The organism is Thiocapsa sp. (assembly GCF_011390875.1).
GTDB lineage: Bacteria > Pseudomonadota > Gammaproteobacteria > Chromatiales > Chromatiaceae > Thiocapsa.
Window position 1 is genome coordinate 1 of sequence record NZ_JAABRP010000126.1, and the last position, 15,452, is coordinate 15,452.

The window sequence follows — 15,452 nt, forward strand, 5'->3', positions numbered from 1 at the left end:
GCGAAACCCATCCAGCCCGCGCCAAGCGCATCGGACCGACACCCGGCAACGCGGCGGTTTGGAGGATGGGTTTCGCTTCGCTCTACCCATCCTACGTATTCATCAAGGCGTTCACCTTGTTTCTGAATCGTCACCTATCAGCCTTTGGCTGGCGGCTGGCGGCTTCCTCACATGACCCCGGCGCGCAGCAAATCGTGCATGTTCAGTGCGCCGACGGGTCGACCTGTGTTGTCGATGACCAGCAGCGCGTTGATGGATCGCGACTCCATAAGGCGCAGGGCCTCGGCGGCGAGGGCGTCGGCCTTGATCGTGATGCAGTTGGGGGTCAGTACGGTGTCGATGGCGGTGCGATGGACGTCGATCCCGCGGTCGAGTGAGCGTCGTAGATCGCCGTCGGTGAAGATCCCGGCAAGGCGGCCCTCGTCGTCGACGACGGCGCTCATGCCCAAACCTTTGCGGGACATCTCTTCCAGAGTCGCGCGCAGGGTTGTGCCCAGAGGAACCGACGGCAGTTGCTCGTCGCGGTGCATGACATCGCCGACGTGCAGCAGCAGACGGCGTCCGAGACTGCCGGCCGGATGGGAGCGGGCGAAGTCCTCGGCGGTGAAGCCGCGGCTCTCGAGCAGGGCGATGGCCAGGGCATCGCCCATCACCAGGGTTGCGGTGGTGCTCGAGGTCGGGGCGAGGCCGAGCGGACAGGCCTCGCTTGCAACGCTCACGTCGAGATGGACATCGGCCTCTCGCGCCAAGGTCGACTTGGGCTTGCCGGTCATGCTGATCAGGGGCACGCCGAGCCGCTTGAGCAAGGGCAGCAGCATCAGCAGCTCGGCCGTTTCCCCCGAGTTGGACAGGGCCAGGACCACGTCGCGGGGCGTAATCATGCCGAGGTCGCCGTGACTGGCCTCGCCCGGATGCACGAAGAAGGCGGGGCTGCCGGTGCTCGCCAGGGTCGCCGCGATCTTCCCGCCGATGTGGCCCGACTTACCCATGCCGAGGACGACGATGCGGCCCTCGCAGGCCAGCATGTAGCGGCACGCGGCCACGAAATCGTCGTCGATCCGCTCGGCCAAGGCGGTGACCGACGCGGCCTCGGTCTCGATGACGGCGCGCCCGAGCGCCTTGATCTCGGCCGATTCGCCAAGCGCGAGCTCAACCGGCGGGCTGCCGAGTCTGCGTCGATCTGTCATGCTGGTCCAAGGTCCTCCATCGCGCCGTTTCGCGCATCGGCAACCGCGCGATGCAAAATACACCAATGAGCGCCCCGGTGTCCCGCGGGGCGATCGCCCCGGCTGGGTGCGGCAGCGCTGCGCCGGGGCGCAAGACAAACCGGAGTGACATCGCGAGCATGAGTCGCATTCTACCCGTTCGAACCGGCTGGGATCCGTCGCCCGGCGACGCCGACTTCTACCCCGACGACCTCCCCGAGGACTGGCGGTTGACCTACTTCGCCAACGCGCTTGAGGCCGTTGCGCTCGACACTGATGTCTGGGGACGCGCCGATGCGGGGCGCATCGCGCAATGGAGTCGCGATGTGCCGGCTTCATTTGCATTCTATCTCCACGTCGGGAAGCGTGGGATGGCTGAGCCGGGGTGTGCCGAGGCTCAAAGGCTTCTGGGCGAGCATTTCGGCGGCTGGACCCTGCGCCCGGATCAAGGCGGCGAAGGCGACCTTCCCGAGACCGTACATGTGCTGCTCGGCTCCGTATCGGCTGCGGCGGAGTCGCACGCGTCGGCCCTCGCTTGCGAGGTGCCCGCGGGGCTCGATAACGACTTGCGCGCGGCTCGCGGCTGGCTGGAGGAGCTTGCGGCGGCCGCCCGAGGTCGACCCGCGCTCGCTTTGATGGGCAGAGCGCGGTTCGAGGATGTCCAACGCTGGCAGTCCCTCGTGGAGTTACTTGGCCTAAGTTGACGCTCCGGCGGTTGACGCTCCGGCACGAGCCCGCCAAAATGGCGTGTTTTCCACCCGCGCCGACAGCGATACGATCTATGGGAAGTCGACGCCCCCGAGCGACGCGTCCCGCCGCAGTCCCCGCGGTCGGCTCATCCGAGCCCGCGGCGACCCCCGATGCTGCACGCTCCGGCACTTCGCCGGATAACGGCCCGCGTCCCGGCGGTGAGGTTTTGGTTAAGATTCGCGGCCTTTCGTTCCGCCGCGGCACGCAGGTCGTGCTCCACCGAGTCGACATGGATATCCGTCGCGGCGCCGTTACGGCCGTCATGGGGCCGAGCGGCACGGGGAAAACGACCCTGCTCAAACTGATCACCGGGCAGCTGCGCCCCGATGCCGGCAGCATCGAGGTCGACGGCCAGCCCGTTCACACGCTGGGAAAATCAGCGTTGTTCCGGCTGCGTCGGCGGATGGGAATGCTGTTTCAAAGCGGCGCTCTTCTGACCGACCTGAATGTCTTCGACAACGTCGCCTATCCGCTGCGCGAGCATACGGACCTCGGCCCCTCGATGCTGCGCAAGCTCGTCCTGCTGAAGCTCGAGGCGGTCGGTCTGCGCGGCGCGCGTGACCTGATGCCGAGCGAGCTCTCGGGCGGGATGGCTCGCCGCGTCGCCCTGGCACGCGCGATTGCTTTGGATCCCGACATCATCCTCTACGACGAGCCCTTCACGGGTCAGGATCCCATCTCCAAAGGCATGCTGGTGACCCTGATCCGACAGCTCAACGACGCCGCCGGTCTGACGAGCATCCTGGTGTCCCACGACGTGGACGAGACGGCGAGGATCGCCGATCACCTTTACGTGATTTCGCACGGGGAGGTCATCGCGCAGGGGACGCCGCGGGAGATCGCCGCGGACCGCTCGGCCTGGGTGCGTCAGTTCATGGACGGACTGCCGGACGGCCCCGTGCACTTCCACTATCCGGCGCCGCCCTTGGCGGACGATCTGTTGCCGCGGGGTGCCGCCTGATGCTTCTGGACGGCTTGGCGCGACTGGGACGCAGCGGGCTCGGCGCGCTCGAGCGACTCGGTCGCGCTCATCTGCTGCTCGCCGGCATGGTGCTGGGCATCGGCGAGATCCTGCGACGTCCGGGTCTGCTGATTGCGCAGCTCTTCAATATCGGCGTGCTCTCGATGCTGATCATCGGGGTGTCCGGGTTGTTTGTCGGCATGGTGCTGGGTCTGCAGGGTTATTACGTGCTCGCCCAGTTCGGGGCGGCGGAGAGCCTCGGCGTCATGGTCGCGGCCTCGTTGGTGCGCGAACTCGGTCCGGTGGTCACGGCCCTTCTTGTGGCCGGGCGTGCCGGCTCTGCCCTGACTGCCGAGATCGGCCTGATGAAGGCAACCGAGCAGCTCTCGGGTCTGGAGATGATGGCGGTCGATCCGGTGCGCCGCATCCTGACCCCGCGCTTCTTCGGAGGCGTGCTCGCGATGCCGCTGCTTGCGGCCATGTTCAGCGCGGTCGGTGTGCTCGGCGGCTATTTCGTCGGTGTCGGTCTGCTCGGCGTAGATTCGGGATCCTTCTGGAGTCAGATGCAGTCAAAGGTCGACTTCCACGAGGATATCGTCAACGGCGTGATCAAGAGCGTCGTTTTCGGTGTCGTGGTGACCTGGATCGCGCTGTTTCAAGGACACGACTCGGTCCCGACGTCCGAGGGCGTGAGCCGCGCGACGACGCGCTCTGTGGTCCACGCCGCACTTGCGGTGCTTGGACTCGATTTCGTCTTGACGGCCTTGATGTTCGGGGAGTGATGGCTATGGGAAAACAACGCGGCATCGAGATCTTGGTCGGCCTCTTCATGGCGGTGGGCTTCGTGGCCCTGTTCTTCCTGGCGATGCAGGTCAGCAACCTGAGTGCGGCGGTCAACAGCGACGGCTATCGCTTGACCGCCCGCTTCTCCAACGTCGGCAGCCTGAAGGCGCGGTCGCCGGTGAGCATGGCCGGGGTGCGCGTCGGGCGCGTCGAGGCGGTGACCTTCGACAAGGACACCTACGAGGCGGTGGTGACCATGCGCATCGATGCGGCTACGGATACCATTCCTGACGATACCTTCGCGAACATCTTCACCGCCGGTCTGCTCGGGGAACAGTACATCGCCCTCGAGCCGGGCGGGAGCATGGAGTATCTGGGCGACGGCGACGAGATCGCCCACACCCAGTCGGCCCTGATCCTGGAGCAGATGATCGGACAATTCCTATTCAGTAAAGCCGGAGGTGACTAATGCCGTATCGACGTTCCTTCTTTCTTGTTTTTGCGCTGCTCGGTCTGCTCTGGACGAGTGCATCCTTCGCCTATGCCGATGACGCGACGGCCTTGGTCAAGCGGACCACCGAGAACATGCTGAAGACGCTCGAAGCGCGTCGCTCGGAGGTCGACCGCGATCCTTCGCTGATCTTCGGGATGATCGAAAGCGGGGTCGCCCCGCATTTCGATTTCGAGCGCATCACGCAAGGCGCGGTCGGTCAGTCTTGGCGCGATGCGACCCCGGCGCAGCAGCGCGCACTGGTCAACGGCTTCAAGCAGGTCCTGATCCGCACCTATGCGCGCTCGATCCTGAGCTATTCGGGCGAAGAGATCCGCTACCTGCCGATCAAGCCGGGTCGCCAGGCGTCCACCGTGACCGTCTCCACCGAGATCCTCTCGCCCGGTTCCGCGCCGATCCCGGTCGACTATCGGATGCACAACAACGCCGGAGGCTGGAAGGTCTACGACGTGGTCATCAACAACGCGAGCCTGGTCGGGAACTACCGCACGAGTTTCTCCAACGAGATCCGCCAAGGCGGGATCGACGGTCTGATCGCCAAGCTCGGCGAGATGAACACCCGGACGCGCGAATGAAGGAAGCGCGACTGACGCCCCTCGGCAAGGGGCGTTACTCTCTTGACGGCGTATTGGACTTCTCGACGGTCAACCGTATCGCCGTGAGCGGAATTGCCTTGTTCAAACGCGATGCCTCGGTCGATATCGACCTCGCCGGCGTGGAGTCGGCGAACAGCGCCGGCCTCGCCCTCTTGCTGGAGTGGCTGGACGTTGCCCGTGCGCGCGGCGCCCGGGTGACCTATCGGAACCTGCCGGATTCGCTGGAGCGGATTGCTGCCGTATCGAACCTCGCCACACTCTTGCCCATGGCATCCGCCATCGGTCGCTGAGGCTCCGGCGCCGCCCGGGGTCGATGGCCGGATGGCTTTGCCCCGACGACGGGTGCCGTGCGGTCCCGCCGCCGACCCCGTCACCCAACCGTTTGAGGAGGGCCTTCAACTCCAAAGGAACGGTTCAAAAATGAAGTAAAACAACTCGAAGAGAGATTACCTCTGCCACGGTTGGATTCGGTGCTCAACGAAACCGCGTCCAGAGCGAGAGGCTCACTTTCGAGTGAATTCGACGTTTTATGTCTCTATCGCTCTTGGCGGGGACGCGGGTTAAAATGATTATATTTTTTAATATCTTAAACCGCGCCAACGCCGGCGGTCATCAAGTCTGCCGGGGCCGATCCCATCCAAATACATCGCATACCGCTCTGGGCGCGGTTTAAGGTCTTCATGGATAAGCTTCTCATCACAGGCGGTGCCCCGTTGCAGGGCCAAGTTCGCGCGTCCGGCGCGAAAAACGCCGCCTTGCCGATCCTCGCCGCCACGCTCCTGGCCGATGCGCCGGTCACACTCGGCAACATCCCGAGCCTACGCGATATCAGAACCACGTTGGAGCTGCTCGGACGCATGGGTGCTTCCTTGTCGCTCGAAGACGGATGCCGGGTCGAGGTGCAACCCCGCGAGCTGACCAGCTTCGCGGCGCCCTACGAGCTCGTGAAGACCATGCGCGCATCGATCCTGGTGCTCGGACCGCTGCTCGCGCGCTACGGTCAGGCCGACGTCTCCTTGCCCGGCGGATGTGCGATCGGTGCGCGGCCGGTCAACCTACATATCGACGGGCTGCGCGCCATGGGCGCGGAGATCCATGTCGAGAGCGGCTACATCCGTGCGCGTGCGCAACGCCTGCACGGCGCGCGTCTGGTGATGGATATGGTCTCGGTCACGGGTACCGAGAATTTGCTCATGGCCGCGACCCTGGCGAAGGGCGAGACGGTGATCGAGAATGCGGCGCGCGAGCCCGAGGTGATCGATCTCGCCGATTTCCTGATCGCCTTGGGTGCGCAGATCGAGGGCGCCGGAACCGATCGGATTTATGTGCAGGGCGTGGACCGCCTCGGCGGCGGCACCTACGAGGTCATGCCCGATCGCATCGAGACCGGAACCTTCCTGGTCGGTGCAGCCATGACCGGAGGCTGTATCACGGTCACCCACACCAGGCCGGATTGTCTGGATGCCGTGCTCCAGAAGCTGCGCGAGTCCGGCGCCGCGATCGAGGTCGGCACGGATTGGATCCAGCTCGACATGCAGGGCAGACGCCCGCGCGCCGTCGACATCCACACGGCGCCGCATCCGGCGTTTCCGACCGACATGCAGGCCCAATTCTGCGCCCTGAACAGCATTGCCGAAGGGGTCGGGACCATCACCGAGACCATCTTCGAGAACCGCTTCATGCATGTCCTGGAGCTGCAGCGCATGGGTGCCGACATCCGCATCGAGGGCAACGTGGCCATCTGCCGGGGCGTGGAGCGTCTGACCGCCGCGCCCGTCATGGCGACCGATTTGCGCGCCTCGGCCGGCCTGGTCTTGGCGGGCCTGGTCGCCTCGGGCGAGACGCTGATCGACCGCATCTATCACCTCGACCGCGGTTATGACAACATCGAGGCAAAGCTCTCGGCCTTGGGCGCGGCGATTCGCCGGACCCCGGGTGCGGGTGCAGGTACGAACCGATAGGGGCTTCAGGCGCCAAAAGGACAGCGACATCATGAGTTTCGACACGCCGCTTACCATCGCGCTCTCCAAGGGCCGGATCTTCGACGAGACCCTGCCGCTCTTGGCGCATGCCGGGATCGAGCCGCTCGAAGACCCCGAGACCAGCCGCAAGCTGATCCTCGAGACCAACATGGCGCACGTGCGCTTTCTCATCATTCGCGCGAGCGACGTACCGACCTATGTCCAATATGGCGCCGCGGATCTGGGCGTGTCGGGCAAGGATGTGCTGCTCGAGCACGGCGGCGAAGGGCTCTACGAGCCGCTCGACCTCGGTATCGCACGCTGCCGACTGATGGTCGCCGGTCTGCCGGATGTGGCGGCACCCACGACACGGCGGCTTCGCATCGCGACCAAATACGTGAAGAGCGCCGAGCGCTATTACGCCTCCAAGGGCGAGCAGGTCGAGATCATCAAGCTCTACGGCTCGATGGAGCTGGCTCCCTTGGTCCATCTGTCCGATCGGATCGTCGATTTGGTGGAGAGCGGCAACACCCTGAAGGCCAACGGGCTGGTCCCGCTCGAGCACATCGCCGACATCAGCTCGCGCCTGGTGGTCAACAAGGCCTCCTGGAAGATGAAACATGCCGCGGTGACGTCCTTGCTGGGCGCACTGCGCGAGGCCGTTGCAGGCCGATCCGCACCAAACCAATCGGCACCAACCCAATCTGCCCAAACCCGATCGGACCGGTCGCGTGGGCCGGGGAGCTGAGCATCCATGAGCACCATCAGACGTCTTTCGACCACGGACCCCGCTTTCCAATCCGACTTGGACGCACTGCTCGCATGGGATTCGGTCTCGGACGACCGGGTCCAGCAGACGGTGGCCGATATCATCCGCGACTTGCGCACGCGCGGCGATGCCGCACTGCTCGACTACACGACGCGCTTCGACCGCTGGACACCCGCCTGCGCCGCCGATCTGGAGATCCCGCGGGCGCGACTTGAAACGGCCTGGGGTCGCATACCCAACGCGCAGCGCGACGCCCTGCAGACGGCCGCCGCCCGCATCCGCGCCTATGCCGAGCATCAGAGGCTCGAGAGCTGGAGCTACACCGAGGCCGACGGGACCCTGCTGGGGCAGCAGGTCACGCCCCTGGATCGGGTCGGGCTCTATGTGCCCGGCGGCAAGGCGGCCTATCCCTCTTCGGTCCTCATGAACGCCATCCCGGCCAAGGTCGCCGGCGTCGGCGAACTCATCATGGTCGTGCCCACACCGGACGGGGAGCTCAACGAGCTGGTCCTGGCCGCGGCCCATATCGCCGGAACGGATCGCGCCTTCGCCGTCGGCGGGGCACAGGCGGTCGCCGCGCTCGCCTTCGGGACCGAGACCATCCCCGGTGTCGACAAGATCGTCGGGCCCGGCAACATCTATGTGGCCACGGCCAAACGCGCGGTCTTCGGGCAGGTCGGGATCGACATGGTCGCCGGTCCCTCCGAGATCCTGGTCGTCTGCGACGGCGGGACCGATCCGGATTGGATCGCCATGGACCTCTTCTCGCAGGCCGAGCACGACGAAGACGCCCAATCCATCCTGGTGAGCTGGGACGCGGATTTCCTGAATCGGGTCGCTACGAGTGTCGAACGGTTGCTGCCGACCATGGAGCGGGAAACGATTATCGCGACCGCCTTACGCGGGCGCGGGGCGATGATCCTGGCACGTGACCTGGACGATGCCGTCGCAGTCGCCAACCGGATCGCGCCCGAGCATCTAGAGCTGTCGGTCGCGGACCCGCAGGCCATCGTGGGCCGGATCCGCCACGCCGGCGCCATCTTCATGGGGCGCTACACCGCCGAGGCGGTCGGTGACTATTGCGCCGGGCCGAACCATGTGTTGCCGACCTCGCGCACGGCGCGCTTTTCATCCCCGCTGGGTGTCTACGACTTCCAGAAGCGTTCGAGCCTCATCATGGCCTCGGCTGCCGGTGCGGCGCAGCTGGCCAAGACCGCTTCGGTGTTGGCCAGAGGGGAGGGGCTCACCGCACATGCACGCTCGGCCGAATATCGCGGCGAGGTGCGGTCGCCGGCCGAGCCGGATTTGTCCTAAACCGCGCCGGCTCCAACGGTCGTCAAGTCTGCCGGGGCCGCTCCCATCCGAAAACATCGCATACCGCGCCGAGCGCGGTTTAGGATCTTCGCGAGACTCCCATGCATGACCTGATCAGCCAGCTCATTCGTCCCGATATCCGTGCCTTGACGGCCTACCACGTCCCGGACCCCGCGGGACTGGTGAAGCTCGATGCCATGGAGAACCCCTACGGTTGGCCCGAGGCACTCAAGGCAGAGTGGCTCGAGGTCCTGCGCGAGCTCGCCCTGAACCGCTATCCGGACCCGCAGGGCGGGGCGGCCCAGGCGGCCTTGCGCCAGGCAATGGCCATTCCGTCGGACATGGGCTTGCTCCTGGGTAACGGGTCGGACGAGTTGATCCAGATGCTCGCCCTTGCCGTCGCCCAGCCCGGACGCAAGGTCCTGTCGCTCGACCCGGGCTTCGTCATGTACCGCATGATCGCCCGCTTCGCCGGTATGGACTATGTCGGCGTGCCCTTGCGCCCGGACGACTTCTCGATCGATCTGCCGGTCATGCTCGACGCTATCGAGCGCGAGCAGCCGGCATTGGTTTATCTAGCCTATCCGAACAACCCGACCGGCAATCGCTTCGATGCCGACGACATGGTGCGCATCATCGAGGCGGCGCCCGGCCTGGTCATCGTCGACGAGGCCTATGCGCCCTTCACCGATTGCAGTTTCCTGGGGCTCCTCGGTGACTGGCAGAACCTCCTGGTCATGCGCACGGTCTCGAAGATGGGACTGGCCGGGATCCGACTGGGTTATCTGGTCGGTCCGCAGGCCTGGCTCGAGCAGATCGACAAGGTGCGCCTGCCCTACAACATCAACGTCTTGACCCAGGCATCCGCGGCCTTCGCACTGAAGCACAAACCGCTTCTCGACGAGCAGGCGCGGATGATTCGAGCCGAGCGTCAGCGTCTCCAGATCGCGCTCTCGACCCTGAACGGCGTCCACGCCTATCCGAGCGAGGCCAATTTCATCTTGTTGCGTGTCGGCGAGGATCGCGCCGACACCATCTTCAACGGGCTGAAGGATCAGGGTATCTTGATCAAGAACCTCAACGGCGCGCACCCCATGCTGGATGAGTGTCTGCGGGTGACGGTCGGTCGGACCGAGGAGAACGCTGCCTTTCTGAGTGCTCTGACTCGGCTTTTGTAGCCTGTGACGGATCAGGCGGTCCAGCATCTCCGAACGGGGCGAGATCGATGACGCTGAAGACCCAACCGCAGTATGGATTCGAGGACTACCTCGCTGCCGAGCGCGCGGGTCGCGACGTCAAGCATGAGTATGTGAACGGCGAGGTGTTCGCGATGACGGGCGCCTCCTTCAATCACAACCTCATCGTGCTTAATCTGGGAAGCGAGCTGCGCGCCCGGCTCAAGGACAGACCCTGTCACGTGCTGCCGAGCGACATGCGGGTCCGCATCGAGTCGGCGAACGCCGGGAAGTATCCGGATCTGACGGTACTCTGCGAACCGCCTCGTTTTCACGACGATCGACAGGATGTGCTGCTGAACCCGGCGCTGATCGTCGAGGTTCTGTCCGCATCGACCGAAGCCTACGATCGCGGCGGCAAGTTCGCGACCTACCGCCGACTGCCGAGCCTCGAAGAATACGTCCTGGTCAGCCAGGATCAGCCGCTGGTCGAGCTCTTTACGCGCCAGCCCGACGGCCGCTGGGTGTTGGGCGAGACCGAGGGTCTCGATGCGGAGGTGGTCTTCGCCTCTCTCGGGTGCCGGGTCGCGATGCGGGAGATCTACGATAAGGTGGATTTCGAGCAGGGGGACGATTGAGTAGACTCACCGGTACAGCATCACCCGGACTGCCTCGAAGCGACCGGACGACGATGTGGCAGTATTCCTGACCTATGGAGCAATGTCCTCGATTCGAATCGGATCACCCGCGCTCAGACCCAACTCCGCAGCGCGCCCCGCGCGCAGCTCGAGCACCTGATCGACCGCTCGCTTGAAGGGGCCGTAGCTCGGACAGGAGGCATCGAGGCAGGGCGGCACCTGCTCGGCCACTGCCACGACCCGGCCCTCGTACATGAAGATCAGGTCGAGCGCGACCGGGACGTTCTTCATCCACATCCGGATCGGGCGCGAGGGGTCGGCGGGGAACAGCATCCCGCGATCGTCTGCAAGGGCCGGTCTGAACATGAGGCCGAGTGCGCGCTCCTGCGGCGTACGCGCGACCTCCAGCAGGATGGTTTCCGAGCCCACCTCGGCCTTGGCCGAGATCGGAAGGTATTGGGGCTCGCTCGCCGGTGTATCCCCGATGGCGAGCGTCATGGCGAGCCAAAGGGCCGCAGCGGCGGCCGGGAGGACGAGATGGAGAGTGCTCGGTCGGGCCATCATGGGGTCATCCGGTTGCGTGATGTCCAGGATCATCTATCGTTGAACGGTTAAACCGCGCCCGGCGCGGTAGGCGATGTTTTAGGATGGGATCGACCCCGGCAGACTTGACGGCCGCTGGAGCCGGCGCGGTTTAAGATATTACAAAATATTCAAATTTAAACCGCGTCCCCGCTAAGGGCCGTGGATGCACCATAACGTCGAACTCACTCGAAAATTTAGCATCTCGCTCTGGACGCGGTTTAAATGTACAAAGGTTGCTCTCTCGGTTCCATCATCGCGGGGTTGCTGCTCATGCTCGCTATCCTCAATCCATCCCTCGCGGACGGGGGGCTGATCGACGATTTCTCCCGTGCGGACGGTCTCTCGGCACTGGGTACGCCGTGGCGAGCCGTAACCGATCAGGTCATGGGCGGGCGCTCGGAGGGGGCCATCAAGCGGCGTGTCGTGGATGGGCGGCAGGCGCTTTGTCTCGCCGGCGAGGTCAGTCTGGCGAACAACGGCGGTTTCGTTCAGGCGATGTTGGATCTGACCCCGCCGGGTGGTCCCGAGACCGGGTTGGATGCGAGCGCGTTCGACGGGGTTCGGCTCCTGGTGCACGGCAACCGCGAGGGCTACAACCTCCATCTCAAATCCACGGCAACCCTTCTGCCTTGGCAGTCCTATCGCGCCACCTTCGTTGCCGGACCCGAGTGGCGCGAGGTGCATCTGCCCTTCGAGTCCTTCGAGCCGCATCGGCTGGTCCAGCGGCTCGATACCCGTCGACTGACCAAGCTCGGGATCCTGGGCATCGGTCGTGTCTTTCACGCCGATGTCTGTGTTGCCGAGGTCGGCTTCTATCGTCTGAAGAGGGAATGATCCTCCCATGACAACCAAGCGGAAATGGCTCCTGACCACTCTGGGTGTGCTCGGCCTGCTGTCCGTCGGCATTCTGATGACCGGGGGCTGGATCCTGATCGAGGGCGCGGTCCAGGCGACCTCCGGCCGTGATTTTTGTACGACCTGTCACTCCATGGAACCCTTCGCCTTGGCTTACGATCAGGACGTCCATGGCGGGCGCAACCCGCGGCCAACCTGACCGAGCAGGAGCTCGCCGACCTGGTGGCCTATCTGCTCAGCCTACGCTGACGCGTGGAGGTCGTCGGAGATGTCGTTGCGGGCATCTCGGGGAATCGGCGTCCAGGCGTCGGCAGGCAAGGGCCGCGGCAGCGGTGTGACCTTCAGGCTCGGAGTCTCGTGGCGCGCGATCAGGACGAGGATCAGGAGCGCGGGCACCACGAACGACAAGAGGCGCAGCGGCGAGCCTTCCGGGGCGCCGAACAGCAGAATCCCCGGACCGATGGCCAAGAGGCCGGCGATCGTCATGAGTCCGAGTGTGCGTCGCGCCAGTGCGAACCAGCGCTGCAGCAGCCAGGTCCGGTGAAAGTCGACGGGCGGAGTGCCGAGTGTCGCGACGAGATGCCCCAAGCTCCGCGCAAGCTTGGCTTCCACATCCGGCGTGCGCGCCGGCTCGGCAGCCGGGATGCGCAGATGGGCGCGCCAACCCCTGTCGAACGGACGCAAGGACCGCCACGCCCATCCCAAGACCGCCAGCAGATCCTCCGGTGGACGGATCGAGCGCTGCGGGGTCGCAAGGAGCCGGATCTCGGCAGGCATCCCATGTCCGACCTGTGCGTCGAGCTCGATGCCGACCCCGTCGAGGTCCGTGAAGGCGCGCAGAAAGACGAGACGCACCGCCCCGTTCGAGCCCCCGTCGGTGCCTGGGTCGACCTCGATGCGATAGCTGCAGGCCACCCGCACACCGCCGAGCCCGGGGAACTGACGCCTCGGATCCACTGCATCGATCCGCTCGATCAGCACCTTCGGGTCAGGCCCGTCGCTGCGAAGGGTCGCGACTCGACCTGCCGCGTCGGTCAGCGTCCGGGTCAGACGGAAGTGTTGTCGACCCGGATTTTCAAGAACAAGCGTCTCGGCCAGTCCGCCCGGGCCATCCTGCATGCCCGGGTGCTCTGTTGGTCTAAAGACGATACGGCGCGCCAGTCGGTCACTCCCCGCGAGATCGACATGTCGCCCGCGGCGGGTGAAGGGCTCCGCAAGTGCCAGGATCTCATGATGCGTGAGCGGGATTCGCGGCTGACGCCTGGCATCCTCGGTGCGTCCGGACTTGCGGGGCTTGTCCCGCTTGAGGCGCGGCGGCCAGAGCGGACGCATCGGCTTCGGTGCGTACATGCTAAACCGCGTCCCGAGCGGACATTGAGATCGAGACTGGGATTGCCGTCGGGTGGATCCTGCGAGATTCGAGCTGGACGCGGTTTAGAAATAAAGAGAAAAGAGACTTAAACCGCGTCAACTGCGTTGCTCGTTGGCGCGCGCAAGGCCGGCGGACTGACTCGGAGCGATGCATGTTGCACCGAGACGCGGTTTAACCCTTCATGGAGGAGAAGAACTCGTCGTTGGTCTTGGTCGCCTTGAGCTTATCGTGCAGGAATTCCATCGCGGCGAGCTCGTCCATCGGGTGCAGAATCTTGCGCAGGATCCACATCTTCTGGAGCTCCGCCGGGTTCATCAGCAGCTCTTCGCGGCGTGTGCCGGAGCGGTTGATATTGATGGCGGGGAAGATGCGGCGCTCGGCGATGCGCCGATCCATGTGGATCTCCATGTTGCCCGTTCCCTTGAACTCCTCGTAGATGACGTCGTCCATGCGCGAGCCGGTGTCCACCAGGGCGGTCGCCAGGATGGTCAGGCTGCCGCCTTCCTCGACGTTGCGCGCGGCACCGAAGAAGCGCTTGGGGCGTTGCAGTGCGTTGGCGTCCACACCACCCGTGAGCACCTTGCCGGAGGAGGGCACCACCGTGTTGTAGGCGCGCGCGAGTCGGGTGATGGAGTCGAGCAGGATGACCACGTCGCGCTTGTGCTCGACCAGCCGCTTGGCCTTCTCGATGACCATCTCGGCGACCTGCACGTGACGTGTCGCGGGCTCGTCGAAGGTCGATGAGATGACCTCGCCGCGCACCGAGCGGGCCATCTCGGTGACCTCTTCCGGGCGCTCGTCGATCAACAGCACGATCAGGTAGCAATCCGGATGATTGTGTCCGATCGATTGGGCGATGTTCTGCAACATCATGGTTTTACCGGCCTTGGGCGGCGAGACGATGAGTCCGCGCTGGCCCTTGCCGATGGGGGCCACCAGATCGATGGTCCGCGCCGTGATGTCCTCGGTGCTGCCGTTGCCGATCTCGAGGGTAAGCCGCTTGTTGGCGAACAGCGGCGTGAAGTTCTCGAAGAGGATCTTCGACTTGGCGTTCTCGGGCCGGTCGAAGTTGATGTCGTTGACCTTGAGCAGCGCGAAGTAGCGCTCGCCGTCCTTGGGCGGACGAATCTTTCCGGAAATGGTGTCGCCGGTGCGCAGTGCGAAGCGGCGGATCTGGCTCGGGGAGACATAGATGTCGTCCGGCCCGGCGAGATAAGAAGCGTCAGCGGATCTCAGGAATCCGAAGCCGTCGGTCAGGATCTCGAGCACCCCGTCGCCGTAAATGTCCTCGCCGCGTTTGGCCTGCGCCTTGAGGATGGCGAAGATCAGGTCCTGTTTGCGCGACCGCCCGACGCCTTCGATCTCCATCGACTGGGCCAGTGCGACCAGCTCGGGTACGGGCGCTTTCTTTAATTCGGTTAGGTTCATCACATTTTTTGTCGTCGGCGGAGGTGAGGGGGTGTTCGGCAACGCCCCGGGGCAGGGCCCGTGTTGCAGGGGAACGCGGTTGGGGGTAGTCGCTTTACGGGGACGGGGCGCCTTGGCGGCGGCCCCTCGGGAGTGTCGATCGGTGGCCATGGGTGCCGGTGTCGGTTCCGGTCCGCGGGGGCGGCCGGCAGTTTGAACCGGATGCCGTTACCGGTGGCCTCTAGAGATTACTGTCGATGAAGGCCGTCAGTTGGGACTTGGACACCGCCCCGACCTTGGTGGCTTCGACCTCGCCCTGACGGAACAGCATCAGGGTCGGGATGCCGCGAATTCCGTAGCGCGGCGGTGTATTGGGGTTCTCGTCGATGTTGAGCTTCGCGACCTTGATGCGGCCGGCGTACTCCCCGGCGATCTCGTCGAGCACGGGTGCGATCATCTTGCAGGGTCCACACCAGTCGGCCCAGTAGTCCACGAGCACGGGTTCGAGGGATTTCAAAACCTCGTCTTCGAATGAATCATCGGTCACATGGACGATGCTATCGCTCACTG

18 protein-coding genes are annotated in these 15,452 nt (G+C 64.8%); 13 read left to right on the forward strand and 5 right to left on the reverse strand.

The genetic code is table 11. From position 1 onward, the window contains the following. Positions 1–167: 167 nt before the first annotated feature. Positions 168–1,187, reverse strand: a complete 1,020-nt coding sequence (locus GPT33_RS11460; protein WP_296808976.1) for a KpsF/GutQ family sugar-phosphate isomerase — start codon at positions 1,185–1,187, stop codon at positions 168–170. A gap of 158 nt (positions 1,188–1,345) precedes the next feature. Here GPT33_RS11460 and GPT33_RS11465 point away from each other — a divergent pair, with 158 nt between their 5' ends. The 11 genes from GPT33_RS11465 (at position 1,346) to GPT33_RS11515 (ending at position 10,663) form a co-directional block, all read left to right on the forward strand. Next, positions 1,346–1,909: a hypothetical protein gene (locus GPT33_RS11465; protein ID WP_296808978.1), complete on the forward strand. Its 564-nt coding sequence runs from the start codon at positions 1,346–1,348 to the stop codon at positions 1,907–1,909. A gap of 77 nt (positions 1,910–1,986) precedes the next feature. Beyond that, complete coding sequence (locus tag GPT33_RS11470) at positions 1,987–2,916, forward strand: ABC transporter ATP-binding protein (RefSeq protein ID WP_296808981.1); 930 nt, start codon at positions 1,987–1,989, stop codon at positions 2,914–2,916. After that, positions 2,916–3,698 (forward strand): lipid asymmetry maintenance ABC transporter permease subunit MlaE, encoded by a 783-nt coding sequence (gene mlaE, locus GPT33_RS11475; protein WP_296808983.1) that lies wholly within the window; start codon positions 2,916–2,918, stop codon positions 3,696–3,698. The genes GPT33_RS11470 and mlaE overlap by 1 nt, the downstream gene beginning before the upstream one ends. 5 nt (positions 3,699–3,703) lie before the next feature. Continuing rightward, positions 3,704–4,168 (forward strand): outer membrane lipid asymmetry maintenance protein MlaD, encoded by a 465-nt coding sequence (gene mlaD / locus GPT33_RS11480; RefSeq protein ID WP_296808986.1) that lies wholly within the window; start codon positions 3,704–3,706, stop codon positions 4,166–4,168. Beyond that, positions 4,168–4,785 (forward strand): ABC transporter substrate-binding protein, encoded by a 618-nt coding sequence (locus GPT33_RS11485; protein WP_296808989.1) that lies wholly within the window; start codon positions 4,168–4,170, stop codon positions 4,783–4,785. The genes mlaD and GPT33_RS11485 overlap by 1 nt, the downstream gene beginning before the upstream one ends. Continuing rightward, complete coding sequence (locus tag GPT33_RS11490; RefSeq protein ID WP_296808992.1) at positions 4,782–5,096, forward strand: STAS domain-containing protein; 315 nt, start codon at positions 4,782–4,784, stop codon at positions 5,094–5,096. The genes GPT33_RS11485 and GPT33_RS11490 overlap by 4 nt, the downstream gene beginning before the upstream one ends. Positions 5,097–5,486: 390 nt before the next feature. Further along, on the forward strand, positions 5,487–6,767 hold the full coding sequence (murA, locus tag GPT33_RS11495) for a UDP-N-acetylglucosamine 1-carboxyvinyltransferase (protein WP_296808995.1): 1,281 nt from the start codon (positions 5,487–5,489) through the stop codon (positions 6,765–6,767). 31 nt (positions 6,768–6,798) lie between these two features. Next, positions 6,799–7,515: an ATP phosphoribosyltransferase gene (hisG, locus tag GPT33_RS11500; RefSeq protein WP_296808998.1), complete on the forward strand. Its 717-nt coding sequence runs from the start codon at positions 6,799–6,801 to the stop codon at positions 7,513–7,515. Between the two features lie 6 nt (positions 7,516–7,521). Continuing rightward, positions 7,522–8,850 carry a histidinol dehydrogenase gene (hisD, locus tag GPT33_RS11505; protein ID WP_296809001.1) on the forward strand — a complete coding sequence of 443 codons (1,329 nt, stop codon included), beginning with the start codon at positions 7,522–7,524 and terminating at the stop codon, positions 8,848–8,850. A 101-nt stretch (positions 8,851–8,951) separates the two neighbouring features. Next, positions 8,952–10,028: a histidinol-phosphate transaminase gene (gene hisC / locus GPT33_RS11510; protein ID WP_296809004.1), complete on the forward strand. Its 1,077-nt coding sequence runs from the start codon at positions 8,952–8,954 to the stop codon at positions 10,026–10,028. A 47-nt stretch (positions 10,029–10,075) separates the two neighbouring features. Next, the gene (locus GPT33_RS11515) at positions 10,076–10,663 is read left to right on the forward strand and encodes a Uma2 family endonuclease (protein ID WP_296809006.1); all 588 of its coding nucleotides are present in this window, start codon (positions 10,076–10,078) and stop codon (positions 10,661–10,663) included. Between the two features lie 72 nt (positions 10,664–10,735). On the opposite strand, the gene GPT33_RS11520 is transcribed toward GPT33_RS11515, so the two are convergent. Further along, on the reverse strand, positions 10,736–11,260 hold the full coding sequence (locus GPT33_RS11520) for a DUF192 domain-containing protein (RefSeq protein WP_296809009.1): 525 nt from the start codon (positions 11,258–11,260) through the stop codon (positions 10,736–10,738). 210 nt (positions 11,261–11,470) lie between these two features. On the opposite strand from GPT33_RS11520, the gene GPT33_RS11525 reads away from it, so the two are divergent. Together GPT33_RS11525 and GPT33_RS11530 are read left to right on the forward strand one after the other, a co-directional pair. Next, positions 11,471–12,082, forward strand: a complete 612-nt coding sequence (locus GPT33_RS11525; RefSeq protein WP_296809012.1) for a CIA30 family protein — start codon at positions 11,471–11,473, stop codon at positions 12,080–12,082. A gap of 7 nt (positions 12,083–12,089) precedes the next feature. After that, positions 12,090–12,302 carry a NapC/NirT family cytochrome c gene (locus GPT33_RS11530; protein ID WP_296809015.1) on the forward strand — a complete coding sequence of 71 codons (213 nt, stop codon included), beginning with the start codon at positions 12,090–12,092 and terminating at the stop codon, positions 12,300–12,302. A 41-nt stretch (positions 12,303–12,343) separates the two neighbouring features. Here the strand turns inward: GPT33_RS11530 and GPT33_RS11535 are convergent, their stop codons facing one another. The 3 genes from GPT33_RS11535 to trxA form a co-directional block, all read right to left on the reverse strand. After that, positions 12,344–13,453 carry a hypothetical protein gene (locus tag GPT33_RS11535; RefSeq protein ID WP_296809019.1) on the reverse strand — a complete coding sequence of 370 codons (1,110 nt, stop codon included), beginning with the start codon at positions 13,451–13,453 and terminating at the stop codon, positions 12,344–12,346. Positions 13,454–13,646: 193 nt separating this feature from the next. Further along, a complete protein-coding gene (gene rho / locus GPT33_RS11540; RefSeq protein ID WP_007192252.1) occupies positions 13,647–14,903 on the reverse strand; it encodes a transcription termination factor Rho in 1,257 nt (418 codons plus the stop codon). A 220-nt stretch (positions 14,904–15,123) separates the two neighbouring features. Further along, a complete protein-coding gene (trxA, locus tag GPT33_RS11545; protein WP_007192251.1) occupies positions 15,124–15,450 on the reverse strand; it encodes a thioredoxin TrxA in 327 nt (108 codons plus the stop codon). Between the last annotated feature and the right edge of the window lie 2 nt (positions 15,451–15,452).